At 53.1% G+C, this 20,571-nt stretch carries 21 protein-coding genes and 1 other annotated feature; of the genes, 11 read left to right on the forward strand and 10 right to left on the reverse strand.

All coding sequences use genetic code 11. The features are described 5' to 3' along the window. Positions 1 to 113 precede the first annotated feature (113 nt). The 8 genes from yidZ to OGV74_RS23345 form a co-directional block, all read right to left on the reverse strand. The gene (gene yidZ / locus OGV74_RS01395) at positions 114 to 1,073 is read right to left on the reverse strand and encodes an HTH-type transcriptional regulator YidZ (protein WP_003023837.1); all 960 of its coding nucleotides are present in this window, start codon (positions 1,071 to 1,073) and stop codon (positions 114 to 116) included. Next, entirely contained in the window at positions 1,042 to 2,223 is a 1,182-nt protein-coding gene (locus OGV74_RS01400; RefSeq protein ID WP_286520164.1) for an MFS transporter, read from the reverse strand. The genes yidZ and OGV74_RS01400 overlap by 32 nt, the downstream gene beginning before the upstream one ends. A 182-nt stretch (positions 2,224 to 2,405) precedes the next feature. Continuing rightward, positions 2,406 to 3,770 carry a tRNA uridine-5-carboxymethylaminomethyl(34) synthesis GTPase MnmE gene (gene mnmE / locus OGV74_RS01405; RefSeq protein WP_003840593.1) on the reverse strand — a complete coding sequence of 455 codons (1,365 nt, stop codon included), beginning with the start codon at positions 3,768 to 3,770 and terminating at the stop codon, positions 2,406 to 2,408. A 105-nt stretch (positions 3,771 to 3,875) separates the two neighbouring features. After that, the gene (gene yidC / locus OGV74_RS01410) at positions 3,876 to 5,522 is read right to left on the reverse strand and encodes a membrane protein insertase YidC (protein WP_003023844.1); all 1,647 of its coding nucleotides are present in this window, start codon (positions 5,520 to 5,522) and stop codon (positions 3,876 to 3,878) included. A gap of 2 nt (positions 5,523 to 5,524) precedes the next feature. Next, positions 5,525 to 5,782: a membrane protein insertion efficiency factor YidD gene (yidD, locus tag OGV74_RS01415; RefSeq protein WP_003023846.1), complete on the reverse strand. Its 258-nt coding sequence runs from the start codon at positions 5,780 to 5,782 to the stop codon at positions 5,525 to 5,527. Beyond that, entirely contained in the window at positions 5,746 to 6,105 is a 360-nt protein-coding gene (gene rnpA / locus OGV74_RS01420) for a ribonuclease P protein component (protein WP_003844432.1), read from the reverse strand. Before rnpA ends, yidD begins: the two co-directional genes overlap by 37 nt. 17 nt (positions 6,106 to 6,122) lie before the next feature. Next, positions 6,123 to 6,263 (reverse strand): 50S ribosomal protein L34, encoded by a 141-nt coding sequence (gene rpmH / locus OGV74_RS01425; RefSeq protein WP_003023858.1) that lies wholly within the window; start codon positions 6,261 to 6,263, stop codon positions 6,123 to 6,125. 228 nt (positions 6,264 to 6,491) lie between these two features. Continuing rightward, entirely contained in the window at positions 6,492 to 6,647 is a 156-nt protein-coding gene (locus OGV74_RS23345; protein ID WP_418219453.1) for a hypothetical protein, read from the reverse strand. 222 nt (positions 6,648 to 6,869) lie between these two features. Here OGV74_RS23345 and dnaA point away from each other — a divergent pair, with 222 nt between their 5' ends. The 5 genes from dnaA to yidA all read left to right on the forward strand — a co-directional run bounded on the left by dnaA (position 6,870) and on the right by yidA (position 13,865). Beyond that, entirely contained in the window at positions 6,870 to 8,273 is a 1,404-nt protein-coding gene (gene dnaA, locus OGV74_RS01430) for a chromosomal replication initiator protein DnaA (RefSeq protein ID WP_003023861.1), read from the forward strand. 4 nt (positions 8,274 to 8,277) lie between these two features. Further along, entirely contained in the window at positions 8,278 to 9,378 is a 1,101-nt protein-coding gene (gene dnaN / locus OGV74_RS01435) for a DNA polymerase III subunit beta (protein ID WP_003023863.1), read from the forward strand. After that, on the forward strand, positions 9,378 to 10,451 hold the full coding sequence (gene recF / locus OGV74_RS01440) for a DNA replication/repair protein RecF (protein ID WP_003023865.1): 1,074 nt from the start codon (positions 9,378 to 9,380) through the stop codon (positions 10,449 to 10,451). Before dnaN ends, recF begins: the two co-directional genes overlap by 1 nt. 28 nt (positions 10,452 to 10,479) lie before the next feature. Then, positions 10,480 to 12,894, forward strand: a complete 2,415-nt coding sequence (gene gyrB / locus OGV74_RS01445) for a DNA topoisomerase (ATP-hydrolyzing) subunit B (protein WP_086504700.1) — start codon at positions 10,480 to 10,482, stop codon at positions 12,892 to 12,894. A 158-nt stretch (positions 12,895 to 13,052) separates the two neighbouring features. Then, positions 13,053 to 13,865, forward strand: coding sequence for a sugar-phosphatase (gene yidA, locus OGV74_RS01450; protein ID WP_003840602.1), 813 nt, complete (start codon positions 13,053 to 13,055; stop codon positions 13,863 to 13,865). A gap of 4 nt (positions 13,866 to 13,869) precedes the next feature. Here yidA and cbrA read toward each other — a convergent pair whose 3' ends face one another. Further along, positions 13,870 to 14,988, reverse strand: coding sequence for a colicin M resistance lipid reductase CbrA (gene cbrA, locus OGV74_RS01455; protein ID WP_086504699.1), 1,119 nt, complete (start codon positions 14,986 to 14,988; stop codon positions 13,870 to 13,872). Between the two features lie 99 nt (positions 14,989 to 15,087). Here cbrA and OGV74_RS01460 point away from each other — a divergent pair, with 99 nt between their 5' ends. Beyond that, positions 15,088 to 16,314 carry a YidR family protein gene (locus tag OGV74_RS01460; RefSeq protein WP_286520168.1) on the forward strand — a complete coding sequence of 409 codons (1,227 nt, stop codon included), beginning with the start codon at positions 15,088 to 15,090 and terminating at the stop codon, positions 16,312 to 16,314. Between the two features lies 1 nt (position 16,315). Here OGV74_RS01460 and OGV74_RS01465 read toward each other — a convergent pair whose 3' ends face one another. Next, positions 16,316 to 16,648 (reverse strand): YceK/YidQ family lipoprotein, encoded by a 333-nt coding sequence (locus tag OGV74_RS01465; protein WP_003023879.1) that lies wholly within the window; start codon positions 16,646 to 16,648, stop codon positions 16,316 to 16,318. Positions 16,649 to 16,886: 238 nt separating this feature from the next. After that, positions 16,887 to 16,959, forward strand: a sequence feature (ROSE (Repression Of Heat Shock gene Expression) occurs in the 5'-region of heat shock genes and acts as an RNA thermometer to modulate expression.). On the opposite strand from OGV74_RS01465, the gene ibpA reads away from it, so the two are divergent. The 5 genes from ibpA to OGV74_RS01490 all read left to right on the forward strand — a co-directional run bounded on the left by ibpA (position 16,953) and on the right by OGV74_RS01490 (position 20,558). Beyond that, positions 16,953 to 17,366: a small heat shock chaperone IbpA gene (gene ibpA, locus OGV74_RS01470; RefSeq protein WP_003023882.1), complete on the forward strand. Its 414-nt coding sequence runs from the start codon at positions 16,953 to 16,955 to the stop codon at positions 17,364 to 17,366. (Overlaps the previous feature by 7 nt.) Positions 17,367 to 17,458: 92 nt before the next feature. Continuing rightward, entirely contained in the window at positions 17,459 to 17,887 is a 429-nt protein-coding gene (gene ibpB, locus OGV74_RS01475) for a small heat shock chaperone IbpB (RefSeq protein WP_003023884.1), read from the forward strand. Positions 17,888 to 18,011: 124 nt separating this feature from the next. Beyond that, positions 18,012 to 19,673, forward strand: coding sequence for a putative transporter (locus OGV74_RS01480; RefSeq protein WP_286520169.1), 1,662 nt, complete (start codon positions 18,012 to 18,014; stop codon positions 19,671 to 19,673). Positions 19,674 to 19,858: 185 nt separating this feature from the next. Further along, a complete protein-coding gene (locus OGV74_RS01485) occupies positions 19,859 to 20,206 on the forward strand; it encodes a YidH family protein (protein ID WP_003023888.1) in 348 nt (115 codons plus the stop codon). Continuing rightward, positions 20,196 to 20,558, forward strand: coding sequence for a DUF202 domain-containing protein (locus OGV74_RS01490; protein WP_003023890.1), 363 nt, complete (start codon positions 20,196 to 20,198; stop codon positions 20,556 to 20,558). The genes OGV74_RS01485 and OGV74_RS01490 overlap by 11 nt, the downstream gene beginning before the upstream one ends. Positions 20,559 to 20,571: the final 13 nt, after the last annotated feature.

Below are 20,571 nucleotides of genomic sequence, written 5' to 3' on the forward strand. Positions count from 1 at the left end.
GCTTCCGGGCAGGCTTTGCTGCCCAAAAAATAAGCGGAAATGGGATACATTACGCGATATTTACATTTCTGTTGCCAGAATGGTCGATTTAGAAACACCAAAATGACGGATCGTCAGGATATATCGCGATAAAGCGCCTTGATCGTGTCTTTTAGCCAGACGATCTTAGGATTGTGGCTGTTGCGTTTATGCCAAAGAAGAGTGAACGGTACGCGCATTTTTTCCAGTTGCGCCGTATCAAATGGCATCGGCCGCGCAACGAGTGGAAGCTGGTGGAGTTGGTTATAACGCTGGCAATAAACCGGGGCGGTGGCAATCAGCGCGTGATCTGGCTGCGCTGCCATAAACAGCGATTGCTCAAAACCAGGCAGACATAACGCGATATTGCGTGCGCGTCCCATTTCTTGCAGGACTTCATCCAGCGCCCAAGTATCGCTTTGCTCCCAGCTAATGCTGATGTGCGGATAGCGCAGAAAGGTGTCCAGATTCCACTCTTCCTGCAGTGCGGGATGATCTTCACGTAGCCAGACACAGGGCAGATCGGAAAACAGCACTTCATGGTCGATCGACAATGGCAACAAACTCAGCAGTTCGCGCGAACGCGGATGACTTTCGCGCCCGGTGAAGCCAATATCCACTTCACCGCGAATAATGGCATCCAGCGAATCATAGTCCCAGTTGCGTATTTTGATCGTCGCCTGAGGATAGCGCTGGTAAATCTGCCGGGAGAGCGCGTTGAACATGATCATCACCAGTGGCGTTTCGGCCACCAGATCAAACTTCAGCCCGCGCGGCGATTCATGGTGCGGCTTATCGAGCAGCTGATTGCCCATTTGCATCCATTCAGCCAGGCTCTGCTCCATGCTGACCATCAGCGGCGTCGGCGATAGCCCCAGCGGGGTGTTCACAAACAAGGGATCGTCAAACCAGGCCCGCAGCTTCGACAGCGACTTACTGACCGCCGACGGTGTGACGTTCATCCGTTTAGCGGTTTTAGTGACGCTGCGTTCCTGCATCAACAGCTGCAGGCAGAGCAATAAATTAAGATCGAGACTGCTGAGGGATTTCTTCATGAGTTGGCGCGGACCGGTTAGGTGCAACAGTGATAATCAGCATGATACTCACTATGCTACAGCCAATCAGAATCCCGATCAGCATATTCAGCGCATCAAGGCCAAGAACAGCCGCCAGCCAAATCCACAGCGAGGAACCGCAAACCTGTGCAATACCTAATGCCGAGCTGGCGACGCCCGCGCGCAGCGAGAACGGTCCCAGCGCCTGGCTCATCGCAACACCGAAACCGACCGAGAATCCGGCGCAGATTAAGGTTAACCCGAACAACGTTACCGCGTGTGAAGTAGCAAGGGTTAACACCACGCCAGCACACAGAAAGAGCACCTGCGAGGTCAGCATCATAACGCGAGGCTTAAACACGCTCAGGGCGAATGGCGTAGAGAAAGAGACCGCCATACTGATGCCAGCGGTCATGGCCATGGTAGTGGCGTACTCGCCGCGGTCGAAGCCCATCACTTCCATCAGCAGCACCGGAGACGTATTCACGAAGGTCAGGATCACCGACACGCTAAGGGTGGTAATGGCCAGACGGCTTAAGAAAAAGCGGTTTACCAGTGATTCGGTTGTGTGGTTCTTTTCCATCGTCGCCATAAGCGTTGCTGGGCGCGATTCTTGCAGGACAAACACCGACAGCAGGCAAACAGCCACACCCATTCCCATCATCGTGTAGAACAGGCTCTGCCACGGGTATTTGAGCATGATCAGATGCCCCATCACCGGAGCCAGCACCGGCACGATACAGGTAATACCGTTCAACAACGACAGTACCTTCGCCCGGCGACGATCGTCGAGCGTATCGCGCAGAATAGCGAAAGCCACCACATAGCAGCAGCCGGCGCCCACACCCTGAATAAAGCGGCCTACCAGGAACGGCGTACCGCTCTCGGCAAATGAACACAGCGCAGAGGCGAAAATAAAGATGAGTGCACCGACAATAGCGACTGGTTTACGTCCTGACTGGTCGGCAACTTTTCCGGCGAAAAGCATCGCCGTCGCCATTCCCGCCAGATAAACCGAAAACGCGATATGCAGTTGCGCCTCGCTGGCCTGTAGATCGGCCGCAATACGGGGCAGCCCCACCAGATACATATCAATACCGGCAGGATAAAGAAGAACCAGGGCGAAACTGCAGATTAGAAAGCGTGTCATAGCGACCTCATGAGAAATGTGGCGCTAAGCATACGGTCAGAGAGTCAACTGCACGAGTTGCCATTTGGACAACAGTGATTTCCGCATGGGAAATTGTTGTTGCCGGATGGCGGTGTAAACGCCTTATCCGGCCTACAGGGCCTGTAGGCCCGGCAAGCATCGCGCCACCGGGCAATACAACGTTACTTACCAATACAGAAGCTGGAGAAAATTCGTCCCAGCAGATCGTCGGAGGTAAATTCCCCGGTGATCTCACTGAGGTTCTGCTGCGCCAGACGTAGCTCCTCTGCCAGCAATTCTCCGGCCCATGCGCCGAGAAGTTGGGCTTTACCCTGCTCAAGATGCTCCGCCGCTTCTGCCAGTGCCTGCAGGTGACGACGACGCGCCAGGAAGCCACCTTCCATATTGGTTTCAAAGCCCATGCTCTGTTTGAGATGGTTACGCAGTACGTCAACACCTTCACCGGTACGTGCGGAGAGACGAACCAGTGAGTGGCCATTTACTTCGCTAAGGCCCAGCGTCTCACCGGTAATATCCGCTTTGTTACGCACCACGGTAATCGGCAGTTTGGCTGGCAGACGGGCAATAAAGTCTGGCCAGATGTCAGCTGGGTCCACGGCGTCGGTGGTGGTGCCATCCACCATAAACAGCACACGGTCGGCTTGTTCGATTTCCTGCCAGGCACGTTCGATACCAATGCGTTCAACTTCATCGCTGGCATCGCGCAAACCGGCAGTATCGATGATGTGCAGCGGCATACCGTCGATATGAATATGCTCACGCAGTACGTCGCGAGTCGTCCCCGCAATGTCGGTCACAATAGCCGCCTCACGGCCTGCCAGCGCGTTCAGCAGGCTCGATTTCCCGGCGTTAGGGCGACCGGCAATGACTACCTTCATCCCTTCGCGCAGCAGGCTACCCTGACGCGCTTCGGCACGTACGGCATCAAGATCGCTGATAACGTTATTGAGCTGCGCTTCAATCTTGCCGTCAGACAGGAAGTCGATTTCTTCATCCGGGAAGTCGATCGCCGCTTCCACATAGATGCGCAGGTGAGTGAGCGCTTCCACAAGATGATTTACCCGTGCGGAAAATGCACCCTGCAACGAGTTCAGCGCCGAGCGAGCGGCTTGCTCCGAGCTGGCATCGATCAGGTCGGCAATCGCCTCGGCCTGGGCTAAATCGAGCTTATCATTGAGAAACGCGCGCTCGGAGAATTCACCGGGTCTGGCAATGCGCAGCCCGGGAATGGTCAGAATACGTTTGAGCAGCAGGTCAAGAATCACCGGACCTCCGTGGCCCTGAAGCTCTAAAACGTCTTCGCCGGTAAAGGAGTTCGGGCCGGGGAACCACAGGGCAATCCCCTGATCCAGCGTGCTGCCATCCGCGTCTTTAAACGGCAGATAATCGGCATAACGCGGTTTGGGTAGTTTCCCCAGTACGGTTTCTGCGACCTCACGCGCCTTCAGGCCGGAGATACGCAGGATACCCACGCCACCACGTCCCGGTGGGGTGGCCTGAGCGACGATGGTGTCGTTATGGCTCATGGTTTGTCTCTTCTTAATGCAATAAAAAAGGCGGTCTAATGACCGCCCTTTACTTTATGTTCCGTTTGCCGGATGGCGGCTTCGCCTAATCCGGCCTACACCGAATCAGGAGTTTTTCTTCTCGCGGCTATGCAGGCCACGCTTCTCCAGACCACGGTAAATCAGCTGCTGCTGAATAATGGTTACCAGGTTGCTGACGATATAGTACAGCACCAGACCTGACGGGAACCACAGGAAGAACACGGTGAAGATGACCGGCATAAAGGTCATGATCTTCTGCTGCATCGGGTCGGTTACGGTGGTCGGAGACATCTTCTGAATGAAGAACATCGTCACGCCCATCAGAATTGGCAGAATGTAGTACGGGTCCTGTGCAGACAGGTCATGGATCCACAGAGCGAACGGTGCATGACGCAGTTCAATGGAGCCCATCAGCATGTAGTACAACGCCAGGAAGATTGGCATCTGGATGATCAGCGGGAAGCAGCCGCCCAGCGGGTTAACCTTCTCAGCTTTGTACAGGGCCATCATTTCCTGGCTCTGACGCTGTTTGTCATCGCCCAGACGCTCACGCATTGCCTGAATCTTCGGCTGCAGCATACGCATCTTCGCCATGGAGGTGTACTGCGCTTTGGTCAGCGGGTACATGATGCCACGAACGATAAAGGTGATAACGATGATGGAGAAGCCCCAGTTACCCAGGAAGCTATGGATCCACTTCAGCAGTTTAAACAGCGGCTGAGAAATGAACCACAACCAGCCGTAATCCACGGTCAGATCCAGGTGCGGTGCAACGGCCGCCATTTTATCCTGAATTTCCGGGCCGACCCACAGGGTACTGGTCATCGCGCCAGTCTGGCCAGGCTGTACCAGTACCGGTTGTGACTTATAGCCGATAGCGGCAATGCCGTTACCCAGGTTAGCGGTATAGAAGTTGTTGGTGCCGTCGTTACGCGGAACCCATGCCGTTGCGAAATACTGTTGCAGCATTGCGACCCAGCCGTCTTTAGCATTGACGTTCAGGTTTTCGTTTTCAGCAATGGTGTCGAATTTGTATTTCTCATACTTCTCATCCGGCGTGGAGTACGCCGCGCCGCGGAAGGTGTGCAGCGCAAAGTTGCTGCTACCTGTGTCGCGATGAGATGGCAGATTGATGGATTGCTTCAGCTGACCAAAGGTGGAGACTTCCAGCGGTTTTTCGCCGGCGTTCTGCACGCTGTAGTTAACGTTGACAGCATATTCACCACGCTTGAGTACAAACGTTTTAGTGAATGTGTTACCCGCTGCGTCAGTATAGGTCATCGGGATCTGCAGTTCGTTCTGACCGTCAGCCAGTACAAACGCGTCTTTCTCGACGTTGTACAGCGGACGCGGGCCGTTAGCCGGGTTATCCGGGCCGTCACGACCTGTCAGGCCACTCTGTGCCTGATAGATGAACTGTGGCGTGGTTTCCAGTAACTGGAACGGTTCGGTAGAACCGAGTTCTTTCGGGTAAGCTGGCAGTGAAGCCTGTTCCACATCACCACCACGGGTGTTGATGGTCAGATCAAGCACGTCAGTTTTAACCGTAATCAGTTTCCCCTGGCCACTGGCCGGTACGCCCTGGTCTGCGGCGCTACCCGCTGCGGTGGTCGTTGTCTGCGTGGTCTGTTGGGCCTGAGGTTGCGGGTTTTTATCCTGCTCCCAGGCTTGCCAGATCATGAAAGACACGAACAGCAAAGCGATGACTAAAAGATTGCGTTGCGAATCCATCGTTAGTGTTCTCTGGTATCAAATGGTCCGGGCGGGACGGGATCGTCACCACCAGGGTGTAAAGGGTGGCATTTTAATACGCGTTTCACCGTCAACCAACTGCCTTTTATCACTCCAAACCTGCGCAATGCCTCAATTCCGTAGCTCGAACAGGTTGGAGTGAAACGGCAATGCGGCCCAAGCAGCGGACTGATCAGGCGTTGATAGACCCGAATGAGGGCTATCAGGACCCGCGAGCCAGGCGACAATGGCGACGCCATAATTTTTCCAACGCTTCCGAGAGAGCACGGTTATCGAGGTCAGCAACCCCTTTTTTCGCCACCACCACGAAATCCATTGCTGGAAGCTCGTGCTGACGTAAACGGAAGCTTTCACGCGTCAGACGTTTAATCCGATTGCGTTCATGCGCACGTTTAACATTTTTCTTGGCGACTGTAAGACCGATACGGGGATGCCCCAGCGAATTCAGGCGGCCGAGGATGGTGATTTGCGGCGTGCCAGCCCGTTGTGGCTGCTGGAAGACGAATGTGAAATGAGTGGGAGTTAACAAACGTAACTCCCTGGGAAATGCGAGCTTAACCACTCAGGGGCTAGCTTTTATTACTTAGAAACGGTCAGACGAGAACGGCCTTTAGCACGACGACGTGCCAGAACCTGACGACCATTTTTATTAGCCATACGAGCACGGAAGCCGTGAGAACGGTTGCGCTTCAGTACAGACGGTTGAAAAGTGCGTTTCATGGCGATTTCTACCTAAACTTGAATAAATTCACTGACTTTTGCGTATACCCGAACGAATTTCGAACGACTTACGCCACAGTGTGGGTGATTAAAGAGGCCGGATTGTAATAATTGTACACTCCGGAGTCAATTCTCTTTCCTTATTTCCCGCTTTTTTCCGCATGGTTTCGCGTAAAAAACAGGCAGCGTTGACGCCGTAAGGCGACCGTTACTCGCTGGGGGTAAGAATTATACGGGCTGGTGGATAAAGCGCAAGGATCGCTCGGGATCTTTATTAGATCGTTTAAGCAGTAAAGCATCTTTACTCATTAATTTTTTCAATATGCGCGCTAAAACCTGCAGCACTTCTCCAGGATCGTTTACACTTAGCCGATTCTGGATCATCCTGTGGATAAATCGGGAAGAATCTGTGAGAAACAGAAGATCTCTTTCTCAGTTTACGCTATGATCCGCGGTCCTGATCGTTTCAATGGATCCTGATCGGGTAAAAATTGCAGATAGCAATTCGCACGTCACCCTTTGCATAGGGTCTTGTCGGTGTGCGTCAACAATCATGAATGTTTCAGCCTTTGTCATTTATCGACTTTTGTTCGAGTGGAGTCCGCCGTGTCACTTTCGCTTTGGCAGCAGTGTCTTGCCCGATTGCAGGATGAGTTACCAGCCACAGAGTTCAGTATGTGGATACGCCCGTTGCAGGCGGAACTGAGCGATAACACGCTGGCTTTGTACGCGCCAAACCGTTTCGTGCTCGATTGGGTAAGGGATAAATACCTTAATAATATTAATGGATTACTCAATAATTTCTGTGGAGCGGATGCCCCACAGCTGCGCTTTGAAGTCGGTACTAAACCCGTCACGCAAACGCTGAAAACGCCGGTCAACAACGTTGTTGCGCCCGCCCACGTGACTCAGCAAGTGCAACCACAACGTGCTGCTCCGGCGGCGCGTCCAGGCTGGGATAACGTCCCGGCTCCGGCAGAACCTACCTATCGTTCTAACGTCAACGTCAAACACACGTTTGATAACTTCGTTGAAGGTAAATCTAACCAACTGGCGCGCGCGGCGGCACGTCAGGTGGCGGACAATCCTGGCGGCGCCTACAATCCGTTATTCCTTTATGGCGGTACGGGCCTGGGTAAAACTCACCTGCTGCACGCTGTCGGTAACGGCATTATGGCGCGTAAGCCAAACGCCAAAGTGGTGTATATGCACTCCGAGCGTTTTGTGCAGGACATGGTCAAAGCCCTGCAAAACAATGCGATCGAAGAGTTTAAACGCTACTACCGTTCCGTTGACGCGCTGCTGATTGACGATATCCAATTCTTCGCGAATAAAGAGCGATCGCAGGAAGAGTTTTTCCACACCTTTAACGCCCTGCTGGAAGGCAATCAGCAGATCATCCTGACCTCGGATCGCTATCCGAAGGAGATCAACGGCGTTGAAGATCGTCTGAAATCCCGTTTTGGCTGGGGACTGACTGTCGCGATCGAACCGCCTGAACTGGAAACGCGTGTTGCGATCCTGATGAAAAAAGCCGACGAAAACGACATTCGTCTGCCGGGTGAAGTAGCGTTCTTTATTGCCAAGCGTCTACGCTCTAACGTACGTGAGCTGGAAGGCGCACTGAACCGCGTGATCGCCAACGCCAATTTTACCGGCCGGGCGATTACTATCGATTTCGTGCGTGAAGCGCTGCGCGATCTGCTGGCTTTGCAGGAAAAGCTGGTCACCATCGACAATATCCAGAAGACGGTGGCGGAGTATTACAAAATCAAAATTGCGGATCTGCTTTCTAAGCGTCGATCTCGCTCGGTAGCTCGTCCGCGCCAGATGGCGATGGCGCTGGCAAAAGAGCTCACTAACCACAGTCTGCCGGAAATTGGCGACGCGTTTGGTGGGCGTGACCATACTACCGTGCTTCATGCCTGCCGCAAGATTGAGCAGTTGCGTGAAGAAAGCCATGATATTAAAGAAGATTTCTCCAATTTAATCAGAACATTATCTTCGTGACGCTATGAAATTTACCGTTGAACGTGAACATTTATTAAAACCGCTTCAGCAGGTCAGCGGCCCGCTGGGTGGACGTCCTACACTGCCGATCCTCGGAAACCTGCTGCTGCAGGTTGCTGACGGCACCCTTTCGCTTACCGGTACCGATCTCGAAATGGAGATGGTGGCGCGCGTGGCGCTGATCCAGCCTCATGAACCTGGTGCGACCACCGTACCGGCGCGTAAATTCTTCGATATTTGCCGTGGATTACCAGAAGGGGCGGAAATTGCCGTTCAACTGGAAGGCGACCGTATGCTGGTGCGTTCTGGCCGCAGCCGTTTCTCGCTGTCTACGCTGCCTGCCGCCGACTTCCCGAATCTGGACGACTGGCAGAGCGAAGTCGAATTCACCCTGCCACAGGCGACAATGAAGCGCCTGATTGAAGCCACGCAGTTTTCGATGGCGCATCAGGACGTGCGTTACTACTTAAACGGCATGCTGTTTGAAACCGAAGGGGAAGAGTTGCGTACCGTGGCGACCGACGGTCACCGCCTGGCGGTCTGTTCAATGCCTGTCGGTCAGCCGTTGCCTAGCCATTCGGTGATCGTACCGCGTAAAGGTGTGATTGAACTGATGCGTATGCTCGACGGCGGCGATAACCCGCTGCGCGTGCAGATTGGCAGCAACAATATTCGTGCGCACGTTGGTGACTTCATCTTTACTTCCAAGCTGGTTGACGGTCGTTTCCCGGATTATCGACGCGTATTGCCGAAGAATCCGGACAAACATCTGGAAGCCGGTTGCGATATCCTCAAACAGGCGTTTGCGCGTGCGGCGATTCTCTCCAACGAGAAATTCCGTGGCGTGCGTCTGTATGTCAGCGAAAACCAGCTCAAAATCACTGCCAACAACCCGGAGCAGGAAGAAGCAGAAGAAATTCTGGATGTTTCCTATCCTGGTACTGAACTGGAAATCGGCTTTAACGTTAGCTACGTACTGGACGTTCTGAACGCGCTGAAGTGCGAAAACGTGCGTATTCTGCTGACCGATTCCGTCTCCAGTGTACAAATTGAAGATGCAGCCAGCCAGAGCGCGGCTTACGTTGTTATGCCAATGAGACTGTAATGTCGCTGACCCGCCTGTTGATCCGCGATTTTCGCAATATCGAAAATGCGGATCTCGCTTTATCTCCCGGCTTTAACTTTCTGGTAGGCGCTAACGGCAGCGGCAAAACCAGCGTGCTGGAAGCTATCTATACGCTCGGCCATGGTCGGGCGTTTCGCAGTTTGCAGATTGGCCGCGTGATTCGCCACGAGCAGGAGTCGTTTGTTTTACACGGGCGTTTGCAGGGTGAAGAACGTGAGACGTCGATTGGCCTGACGAAAGACAAACTGGGTGACAGCAAAGTGCGCATTGACGGCACTGACGGGCACAAGGTCGCGGAACTGGCGCACCTGATGCCGATGCAGTTGATCACGCCTGAGGGGTTTACTTTACTCAATGGCGGCCCCAAATACAGAAGAGCATTCCTTGACTGGGGATGCTTTCACAATGAAGCCGGATTTTTCACCGCCTGGAGTAACCTGAAGCGACTGCTCAAGCAGCGCAATGCAGCGCTGCGCCAGGTGAGTCGTTATGAGCAACTGCGCCCGTGGGATAAAGAACTGATCCCACTGGCGGAACAAATCAGCACCTGGCGCGCGGAGTACAGCGCCGGTATCGCGCAGGATATGGCGGATACCTGCCAGCAGTTTCTTCCCGAGTTTTCTCTCTCCTTCTCTTTCCAGCGCGGCTGGGAGAAAGAGACAGATTACGCCGAAGTGCTGGAACGTAGTTTTGAACGCGATCGCATGTTGACCTACACCGCGCACGGTCCGCATAAGGCGGATTTCCGCATTCGCGCCGACGGTGCGCCGGTGGAAGATACGTTGTCGCGTGGGCAGCTCAAGCTGCTGATGTGCGCCTTACGTCTGGCGCAAGGGGAGTTCCTGACCCGCGAAAGCGGACGGCGCTGCCTGTACCTGATAGATGATTTTGCCTCTGAACTGGATGATGCGCGTCGCGGGCTGCTGGCCAGCCGCTTAAAAGCCACGCAATCTCAGGTCTTTGTCAGCGCAATTAGCGCTGAACACGTTATAGACATGTCCGATGAAAATTCGAAGATGTTTACCGTGGAAAAGGGTAAAATAACGGATTAACCCAAGATAAAATGAGCGAGAAACGTTGATGTCGAATTCTTATGACTCCTCCAGTATCAAAGTCCTGAAAGGACTGGATGCGGTGCGTAAGCGCCCGGGTATGTATATCGGCGACACGGATGACGGCACCGGTCTGCACCACATGGTATTTGAGGTGGTAGATAACGCTATCGACGAAGCGCTCGCGGGTCACTGTAAAGATATCGTGGTAACGATTCACGCTGATAACTCCGTGTCCGTTACCGATGATGGCCGTGGTATCCCAACCGGTATTCACCCGGAAGAGGGCGTTTCGGCGGCGGAAGTTATCATGACCGTTCTGCACGCAGGCGGTAAATTCGATGATAACTCCTATAAAGTTTCCGGCGGTCTGCACGGTGTGGGTGTTTCCGTCGTTAACGCCCTGTCACAGAAGCTGGAACTGGTGATTCGTCGCGAAGGCAAAGTGCATCAGCAAACTTACGTGCACGGTGTGCCGCAGGCGCCGCTGGCAGTAACTGGCGAAACAGAAATGACGGGGACTCAGGTCCGTTTCTGGCCAAGCCACGAAACCTTTACCAACGTCGTTGAGTTCGAATACGACATTCTGGCGAAGCGTCTGCGTGAGCTGTCATTCCTGAACTCCGGCGTCTCTATTCGTCTGCGCGACAAGCGCGACGGCAAAGAAGATCATTTCCACTACGAAGGCGGCATCAAGGCGTTTGTTGAATACCTCAACAAAAACAAAACGCCGATCCACCCGAATATCTTCTACTTCTCCACTGAAAAAGACGGTATCGGCGTTGAAGTTGCGCTGCAGTGGAACGATGGTTTCCAGGAAAACATCTACTGCTTCACCAACAACATTCCGCAGCGTGACGGCGGTACTCACCTTGCAGGCTTCCGTGCGGCGATGACCCGTACCCTGAACGCCTATATGGACAAAGAAGGCTACAGCAAAAAAGCGAAAGTCAGCGCTACCGGTGACGATGCCCGTGAAGGCCTGATTGCCGTTGTTTCCGTGAAAGTACCGGATCCGAAGTTCTCCTCACAGACCAAAGACAAGCTGGTCTCCTCTGAGGTGAAATCGGCGGTAGAACAGCAGATGAACGAACTGCTGAGCGAATACCTGCTGGAAAACCCGTCTGACGCGAAAATCGTTGTCGGCAAAATCATTGATGCTGCGCGTGCTCGTGAAGCTGCACGTCGCGCGCGTGAAATGACCCGTCGTAAAGGCGCGCTGGACTTAGCGGGTCTGCCGGGCAAACTGGCGGACTGTCAGGAACGCGACCCGGCGTTGTCCGAACTGTACCTGGTGGAAGGGGACTCCGCGGGCGGTTCTGCGAAGCAGGGCCGTAACCGTAAAAACCAGGCGATTCTGCCGCTGAAGGGTAAAATTCTTAACGTTGAGAAGGCGCGTTTCGACAAGATGCTCTCTTCTCAGGAAGTGGCGACGCTGATCACCGCGCTGGGCTGCGGCATCGGTCGCGACGAGTACAACCCGGACAAACTGCGTTATCACAGCATCATCATCATGACCGATGCGGACGTCGACGGCTCGCACATCCGTACGCTGCTGTTGACCTTCTTCTATCGTCAGATGCCGGAAATCGTTGAGCGCGGCCACGTTTACATTGCACAGCCGCCGCTGTACAAAGTGAAGAAAGGCAAGCAGGAACAGTACATCAAAGACGATGAAGCGATGGATCAGTACCAGATCTCTATCGCCCTTGATGGCGCCACGCTGCACACCAACGCCAGCGCACCAGCCCTGGCGGGTGAAGCGTTAGAAAAACTGGTTTCTGAATACAACGCGACGCAGAAAATGATTGGCCGTATGGAACGTCGTTTCCCGAAAGCGCTGCTGAAAGAACTGGTTTATCAACCGACGCTGCCGGAAGCTGATTTGGCAAACGAACAGAACGTTACCCGCTGGGTTAATGCGCTGATTACCGAGCTGAACGAAAAAGAACAGCACGGTAGCCTGTGGAAGTTTGATATCCACCACAACGCAGAGCAGAACCTGTTTGAACCGATTGTGCGCGTCCGTACTCACGGTGTGGATACCGACTACGTTCTGGACCACGAGTTTGTGACTGGTGGCGAATACCGTCGTATTTGTACGCTTGGCGAGAAGCTGCGTGGACTGATCGAAGACGATGCGTTTATCGAACGTGGCGAGCGTCGCCAGCCGGTTGCCAGCTTCGAGCAGGCGCTGGAATGGCTGCAGAAAGAGTCACGTCGCGGCCTCGCTATCCAGCGTTATAAAGGTCTGGGCGAGATGAACCCGGAACAGCTGTGGGAAACCACCATGGATCCGGAAAGCCGTCGTATGCTGCGCGTTACCGTGAAGGATGCGATTGCTGCCGACCAGCTGTTCACCACGCTGATGGGCGACGCCGTTGAACCGCGTCGCGCGTTTATCGAAGAGAATGCCCTGAAAGCGGCGAACATCGATATCTAATCGTGCGTTGTTAAACATACCCGGTTGTTTGCGCAACCGGGTATTTTTTTGCCCAAAAAAGAGGAATCTCGATTCCCCTTTCTATCCCCCTTTTCGTAGCTGTTTTTTGAGCGGAATCGCGTTAGCATGAGGACGGACTCATTTAATCCGGGGAACTCATGGCTATCAAACTTATTGCTATCGACATGGATGGCACACTTCTGCTGCCCGATCACACCATTTCACCTGCGGTCAAAACGGCGATTGCCGCGGCGCGCGCGCGTGGCGTGAATGTGGTGCTGACCACGGGACGCCCGTATGCCGGCGTTCACAGCTATCTGAAAGAACTACATATGGAACAGCCCGGTGACTACTGCATTACCTACAACGGTGCGCTGGTGCAGAAAGCTGGAGATGGCAGTACCGTAGCGCAAACTGCGTTAAGCTATGACGATTATCGCTACCTGGAGCAGCTTTCCCGGGAAGTTGGCTCACATTTCCACGCCCTCGATCGCAACACGTTGTATACCGCGAACCGTGATATCAGCTACTACACGGTGCACGAATCGTTTGTCGCGACCATCCCGCTGGTGTTCTGTGAAGCCGAGAAAATGGATCCAGAAACCCAGTTCCTGAAAGTGATGATGATTGATGAACCGGAGATCCTCGATAAAGCCATCTCGCGCATCCCAGCAGAAGTAAAAGAGAAGTACACCGTATTGAAAAGTGCGCCGTATTTCCTCGAAATCCTCGATAAACGCGTCAATAAAGGGACGGGCGTAAAATCGCTGGCCGATGCGTTAGGTATTAAAGCCGAAGAGGTGATGGCGATAGGCGATCAGGAAAACGACATCGCGATGATTGAATACGCAGGCGTGGGCGTTGCTATGGACAACGCTATTCCATCAGTCAAAGAAATCGCCAACTTCGTGACCAAATCCAACCTCGAAGATGGCGTCGCGTATGCCATTGAGAAATTTGCGCTGAATTAAGAAATTATGGGCAAGTGCCTTGTTTCATTTGCCCTGTTTCAGCCATGATTTGTGGTGCTGAATGGTCTCCCTGGGGAATATGCGCCACGCCGCTGCGCATTATCCATTTCCGAGAAAATGCTGATGTGAGTGCCCGGCTTTTCAGGATTTTGCCATACAGTTTGAGACGTAACCTGTGGGTGGCTTTACGGTAAGCGTGATTCATATCAGGTGCATCCTGTAGCAGTACCGATTTGAGGATCTCCGCGCTGTCCAGCGCATAGCTAATCCCTTCCAGCGAGCTGGCGCTGATAAAACCGGCAGCTTCGCCAATCAAAAACGCATTGTCTTCACCGCAGACGAAATCCTTCCAGCGTGAGGGGAACAGCACCGTACATTTTTCACTTTTCACTGGTTTGCCGAACTGGAAATGGAACGCTTTCAGCTTCTCCTTCAGCGCGTCAAAGCGTGCCTGTCCGTCCTTCATGGGGTAGGCGCCACCAAAGATAAAATAGCCATCTTTGCTGATACTCCATGAATAACAGTCAGTTGCATCGTTATCAAAAATACAGGAATAGAACGGCACAGGATGTTTCTCCGCAAACCATTGTTGAATAGCGACATATTTACGGATTTGGTGCTGGGGATAGAGATGACGGCGCACCAGTGAATTCGCACCGTCTGCCCCCACCAGATAACGCGCGGTGATCTGCTGCTCCCAACCGTCGGCGCGGAAGATAACATGCCATTTATCGCCCTCGCGCCAGATTTTCCGACACAGGCTGTCGTGATACACCTGTACATCGTCAGGGATGAGAGATTTAAGCCATAAATCAAAAGCATGGCGGTTGATATTAATGTAGCTGCGCTGGTAGTTACGCGTCAAAGAAGCGGCAACATCAATAGTTTTAACGCTAAAAATCTGCGGGTTGGCGATGACATCAACGGGTAAGGTTATACCATCGCGGATAAACGAACGCTGGGCGTCCGGGGCCAGCAGACCGCCGCAGGGTTTAGTGAAACCTTCGTTGCCGCATTGGCGTTTTTTATCCAACGCAATCACGCGCATTTTTCCGCTCAACTGCCGCGCCAGCGCTGCGCCTGCCGGACCTAATCCGATAATCGCCACGTCAAAATGTTCCATCTTTCTGTCCGCAAAAATGAAGATGGCGATACGCTAAAGCCTGAAAGTGAAGTGCTTGTGAAGTATGATTGCTTTAATCGTCTTGTATCAGGGCATCCCATGAAGCAAATCACCTTTACGCCGCGTAATCATCAGCTTACCAATATTAACACCTGGACACCGGACAGCCAGTGGCTGGTCTTTGATGTGCGTCCTTCTGGCGCCTCCTTTACCGGTGAAACAATTGAGCGCGTCAATATCCATACTGGCGAACTGGAGGTGATTTACCGGGCTACTCAGGGAGCGCACGTTGGCGTGGTGACCGTTCATCCAAAGTCGGAAAAATATGTATTCATTCATGGGCCTGAAAATCCTGATGAAACATGGTATTACGATTTCCATCATCGTCGTGGGGTGATTGTTACGCAGGCTGGGGTGGAGAATCTGGATGCGATGGATATTACCGCGCCGTACACGCCAGGCGCGCTGCGTGGCGGGAGTCATGTGCATGTCTTTAGCCCAAACGGTGAGTTTGTCAGTTTCACCTATAACGACCATGTTTTGCATGAGCGCTCGGCGGCGCTGGATTTACGCAACGTCGGCGTGGCTGCACCGTATGGGCCGGTGAAGGTCTTCGCGCAGCATCCGCGTGAATACAGTGGCAGCCATTGGTGCGTGCTGGTGAGCCAGACGACACCAACGCCAAAACCGGGTAGCGATGAGATTAACCGTGCCTATGAAGAGGGCTGGGTAGGAGAAAATAGGCTGGCGTTTATCGGCGATACGTTGTCAGTGAATGGCGAAAAAGTACCGGAATTGTTTATTGTCGATTTGCCACTGGATGAAAACGACTGGAAACAGCCGGGGGACGCGCCTCTGGAGGGGACTGACATGACCATGCCTGCGCCGCCATCCGGTATTTGTCAACGTCGCCTGACGTTTACCCATGAGCGCGTCTTCCCGGGGCTAGTGAATCAACCTCGCCATTGGGTACGCAGTAATCCAAAGGCGTCTGAGATTGCGTTTTTAATGCGTGATGACAGCGGTATTGTGCAGTTATGGCTGATTTCCCCACAGGGGGGAGCACCGCGTCAGCTTACCCAATGCACTACGAATATTCAGTCAGCCTTAAACTGGCACCCATCGGGGAAATGGCTGGGATTTGTACTGGAGAACAGAATTGCTTGTTGTGATGTTCAAACGGGCAAGATTGATTTTTTAACGGAACGGCATGGTAACCCGCCGTCGGCCGATGCGATCGTCTTCTCCCCTGATGGTCGACAGGTTGCGTGGATGGAAGACGTCGAGGGTTTCCGCCAGCTGTGGGTGACTGAAACCGGGCGTTAACTTATGGAGCGGACATTTCTGCCGGGGGAATAACGGCGTTCGTGGCCTGGGTTCTCTCCTCGCTCTTTTCTACGCGGGATCTCACCGAGTTGTCTTTGCGAAAGAGATCCCACGGTAGCAATACCGTATCGAGCACCGCGGTGAAAGGCATATCCAGAATCGCCAGTGACTTGGTTCCCCAGTTCGTATCACTTTCGCTAATCATTGTGGCACTGGCTCGCGTGCCAGGATATGTCCCTTCTTTGCCACCGGTATGCGACATGATGCTGGAACAGCCGCTTACAAACGCCATCCCACTACACATCGTCAGTGTTACCAACATTTTTTTAATCATCATTTATTCATCTGTATTTATCGTGTTTGCATGGTGAGTTAAAGCGATCCGTTGCGAAAATAACATCACCATTTCGTCGCACTGTGGCGGCCATCGCGATTTAACGAGAACAACTGCTCCCCCCAGTGTATGCAATAGACAACAAACTGCAAAAAAAGTCAGATGAATACGCTTGAAAAGTTTGTATTAAGACCCATTTTTAGAGTGTAGACAAATGAAGGGCATGCCTGATGGGTGTCCTGGCTACCTGACCTGTCCATGATGGAAGGTCAATTATTCTCGCTGATTTCAGGAGCTATTAATTATGCGTAACTTTGATTTATCCCCGCTGTACCGTTCTGCTATTGGTTTTGACCGTCTGTTTAACCTGCTGGAAAACAATCAGGGCCAAAGCAATGGCGGCTACCCTCCGTACAACGTTGAGCTGGTAGACGAAAACCATTACCGCATTGCAATTGCCGTTGCCGGTTTTGCTGAAAGCGAACTGGAAATTACTGCCCAGGATAATCTGCTGGTGGTGAAAGGCGCCCATGCGGACGATCAAAAGGAACGTACTTACCTGTATCAGGGTATTGCCGAGCGCAACTTCGAACGTAAGTTCCAGTTAGCGGAGAACATTCATGTTCGCGGCGCAAACCTGGTAAATGGTCTGCTGTATATCGATCTTGAGCGCGTGATTCCTGAAGCGAATAAGCCGCGCCGCATCGAAATCAACTAATTCTATAGGCCGCTTCAGGCGGCCTTACTAAGTCATCGGCTTGCCGTCAGGGAGCCGAAAGGTACCTACTCGCTTCTTAGAAGGAGATTATTATGCGTAACTACGATTTATCCCCACTGCTGCGTCAATGGATCGGTTTTGACAAACTGGCCAATGCTTTGCAAAACACCGGTGAAAGCCAGAGCTTCCCGCCTTATAACATCGAAAAGAGCGATGATAACCACTACCGCATTACCCTTGCGTTAGCCGGTTTCCGCCAGGACGATTTGGATATTCAACTGGAAGGCACGCGCCTGACCGTGAAAGGTACGCCGCAGCAGCCGGAAAAAGAGACCAAATGGTTGCACCAGGGGCTGGTCATTCAGCCGTTCAGCCTGAGCTTTACGCTGGCTGAAAATATGGAGGTCTCCGGCGCAAGCTTCACTAACGGCTTGCTGCATATCGATTTGACCCGGAATGAACCTGAAGCCATTGCTCCACAACGTATCGCTATCAGCGAACGTCCCGCATTAAATAGTTAAATAGCTCCATGCCTTTGCCCCGCCAGAAATGACGGGGCTTTTTTGTGCTTTACCACCCATACATTGCGACTGTACTCTGCGAGAATCCATTTACTTAATGATGTTATTCACAGGGAACAAGATAATGAGTGATATAGCATTGACGGTCAGCGTTCTGGCATTAGTGGCAGTTGTCGGATTATGGATCGGCAACATAAAAATACGTGGTGTTGGTTTTGGCATCGGAGGCGTGCTGTTCGGCGGTATTATTGTCGGGCATTTTGTCGATCAGGCAGGGATGACCCTGAGCGGCGACATGCTGCATTTTATTCAGGAATTTGGCCTGATCCTGTTCGTCTACACCATCGGTATCCAGGTCGGACCGGGCTTTTTTGCGTCATTGCGCGTTTCGGGCCTGCGGCTGAATCTGTTTGCCGTGCTGATTGTCATCATGGGTGGCCTGGTCACCGCGATTCTGCATAAGCTTTTTGCCATTCCTCTTCCCGTGGTACTGGGTATATTCTCCGGGGCGGTCACCAATACCCCGGCGTTGGGAGCCGGGCAGCAAATTCTGCGCGATCTGGGTACCCCTGGCGATGTGGTTGACCAGATGGGGATGAGCTATGCCATGGCTTATCCTTTCGGCATTTGCGGAATTTTACTCACCATGTGGCTGATGCGCCTTATTTTCCGCGTTAACGTCGATGCTGAAGCCCAGCAGCATGAATCCACGCTAACCAACGGGCACGCACTGATTCAGACGATGAACATCCGTGTGGAAAACCCAAACATCAACAATATGGCAATTCAGGATGTCCCGATTCTGAACAGCGACAAAATCATCTGCTCGCGTCTGAAACGTGACGAGACATTGATGGTACCGTCGCCAGGGACAGTTATCCAGATGGGCGACCTGTTACACCTGGTCGGGCAGCCAGCCGATCTGCACAACGCGCAGGTGGTGATTGGTCAGGAGGTGGACACATCGTTGTCGACGCGCGGGACTGATTTACGCGTTGAGCGCGTGGTGGTGACCAACGAACAAGTGCTGGGTAAACGTATCCGCGATCTGCACTTTAAAGAACGTTACGACGTGGTGATCTCCCGCCTGAACCGTGCGGGGGTTGAGCTGGTAGCCAGCAGCGACGCCAGCCTGCAATTCGGGGATATCCTCAATCTGGTTGGGCGCCCTTCGTCGATTGACACCGTTGCCAATGTTGTTGGTAACGCGCAGCAAAAACTGCAGCAGGTGCAGATGCTGCCGGTATTTATCGGTATCGGACTGGGTGTTCTGCTGGGGTCAATACCGCTGTTTATCCCGGGTTTCCCGGTGGCGTTGAAGCTGGGGCTGGCCGGTGGGCCGCTGATTATGGCTTTGATTCTTGGACGTATTGGCAGCATCGGTAAGCTGTACTGGTTTATGCCTCCCAGCGCTAACCTGGCGCTGCGAGAGTTGGGTATCGTACTGTTTCTCGCGGTGGTTGGTCTGAAGTCAGGCGGTGATTTTGTTCATACCCTGACGCAAGGCGATGGTCTGAGCTGGGTGGGCTACGGTATTTTCATTACCGCGATTCCGCTCATTACCGTGGGCTTGCTGGCACGGATTTTCGCCAAAATGAACTATCTGACGCTGTGCGGCATGCTGGCCGGCTCAATGACCGATCCTCCTGCGCTGGCGTTTGCTAACAACCTGCATGCCACCAGCGGGGCGGCAGCGCTCTCCTACGCCACCGTTTATCCGCTGGTCATGTTCCTGAGGATTATCACCCCGCAATTGCTGGCGGTGCTCTTCTGGGGATTAGGTTAAAACTGACTTATCCGGCCTGCATCTCCTGTAGGCCGGATAAAACGCAACTCGCCATCCGGCATTACAAACACCCTCTCTCTTTTCCATTGTCTCATCACCCGACTCGCCCTTTCGTTTGAGAATCAGGTTCATACTCCTTAACTGTTCCGGTATAACGACCAGACAACAATATTTAAGGAGCTGTCATGAAGATTTCTCGCCTTGGGGAAGCACCGGACTATCGCTTCTCGCTGGCAAATGAACGTACCTTTCTGGCGTGGATCCGCACCGCGCTCGGATTTCTGGCTGCGGGGGTTGGCCTTGATCAACTGGCCCCGGATTTTGCCACGCCGGTCATCCGTGAGGCGCTTGCCTTGTTGCTGTGTCTGTTTGCCGGCGGTCTGGCGATCTACGGCTACCTGCGCTGGCTACGTAACGAAAAGGCGATGCGACTGAAAGAGGACTTGCCCTACACCCACAGCCTGCTGATTATCAGCGTTATGCTGACTATTGTGGCAGTGATTGTCATGACGCTGGTGCTGTATGCCGGATAGCCGCAAATCGCGACGTATCGCCGACCCGGGGTTACAACCGGAGCGAACATCGCTGGCCTGGTTTCGTACCCTGCTGGGTTATGGTGCGTTAATGGCGCTGGCGCTGAAGCACAACTGGCATCAGGCGGGCTTCCTGTTTTGGGTTTCAATTGTGGTGCTGGCGATGGTGGGAATCGTACTTTGGCGCTATACCCGCAGCCGTAATCTGATGGATGTTACACATAGCGATTTTTCTGAATCTCGTGCGGTGCGTGACAAATTTATGATCTCCCTCGCGGTGTTATCCCTCGCAATACTGTTTGCTGTAACGCATGTTCGCCAACTTATCGTATTTATCGGGAATTTTGCATGACAGGATGTGAGAA

This window comes from Citrobacter sp. Cf116 (genome assembly GCF_030336505.1).
GTDB lineage: Bacteria > Pseudomonadota > Gammaproteobacteria > Enterobacterales > Enterobacteriaceae > Citrobacter > Citrobacter freundii.

What these genes read in the sequence shown, in the direction of transcription:
- dnaN (WP_003023863.1), top strand. Translation starts at nt 8,278, where the DNA reads ATGAAATTTACCGTTGAACGTGAACATTTATTAAAACCGCTTCAGCAG.
- OGV74_RS01480 (WP_286520169.1), top strand. Translation starts at nt 18,012, where the DNA reads ATGAGTGATATAGCATTGACGGTCAGCGTTCTGGCATTAGTGGCAGTT.
- yidA (WP_003840602.1), top strand. Translation starts at nt 13,053, where the DNA reads ATGGCTATCAAACTTATTGCTATCGACATGGATGGCACACTTCTGCTG.
- yidD (WP_003023846.1), bottom strand. Translation starts at nt 5,782, where the DNA reads ATGGCGTCGCCATTGTCGCCTGGCTCGCGGGTCCTGATAGCCCTCATT.
- OGV74_RS01490 (WP_003023890.1), top strand. Translation starts at nt 20,196, where the DNA reads ATGCCGGATAGCCGCAAATCGCGACGTATCGCCGACCCGGGGTTACAA.
- OGV74_RS23345 (WP_418219453.1), bottom strand. Translation starts at nt 6,647, where the DNA reads ATGATCCAGAATCGGCTAAGTGTAAACGATCCTGGAGAAGTGCTGCAG.
- OGV74_RS01460 (WP_286520168.1), top strand. Translation starts at nt 15,088, where the DNA reads ATGAAGCAAATCACCTTTACGCCGCGTAATCATCAGCTTACCAATATT.
- mnmE (WP_003840593.1), bottom strand. Translation starts at nt 3,770, where the DNA reads ATGAGCCATAACGACACCATCGTCGCTCAGGCCACCCCACCGGGACGT.
- ibpB (WP_003023884.1), top strand. Translation starts at nt 17,459, where the DNA reads ATGCGTAACTACGATTTATCCCCACTGCTGCGTCAATGGATCGGTTTT.
- gyrB (WP_086504700.1), top strand. Translation starts at nt 10,480, where the DNA reads ATGTCGAATTCTTATGACTCCTCCAGTATCAAAGTCCTGAAAGGACTG.
- recF (WP_003023865.1), top strand. Translation starts at nt 9,378, where the DNA reads ATGTCGCTGACCCGCCTGTTGATCCGCGATTTTCGCAATATCGAAAAT.
- yidC (WP_003023844.1), bottom strand. Translation starts at nt 5,522, where the DNA reads ATGGATTCGCAACGCAATCTTTTAGTCATCGCTTTGCTGTTCGTGTCT.
- cbrA (WP_086504699.1), bottom strand. Translation starts at nt 14,988, where the DNA reads ATGGAACATTTTGACGTGGCGATTATCGGATTAGGTCCGGCAGGCGCA.
- yidZ (WP_003023837.1), bottom strand. Translation starts at nt 1,073, where the DNA reads ATGAAGAAATCCCTCAGCAGTCTCGATCTTAATTTATTGCTCTGCCTG.
- OGV74_RS01485 (WP_003023888.1), top strand. Translation starts at nt 19,859, where the DNA reads ATGAAGATTTCTCGCCTTGGGGAAGCACCGGACTATCGCTTCTCGCTG.
- OGV74_RS01465 (WP_003023879.1), bottom strand. Translation starts at nt 16,648, where the DNA reads ATGATTAAAAAAATGTTGGTAACACTGACGATGTGTAGTGGGATGGCG.
- OGV74_RS01400 (WP_286520164.1), bottom strand. Translation starts at nt 2,223, where the DNA reads ATGACACGCTTTCTAATCTGCAGTTTCGCCCTGGTTCTTCTTTATCCT.
- rpmH (WP_003023858.1), bottom strand. Translation starts at nt 6,263, where the DNA reads ATGAAACGCACTTTTCAACCGTCTGTACTGAAGCGCAACCGTTCTCAC.
- ibpA (WP_003023882.1), top strand. Translation starts at nt 16,953, where the DNA reads ATGCGTAACTTTGATTTATCCCCGCTGTACCGTTCTGCTATTGGTTTT.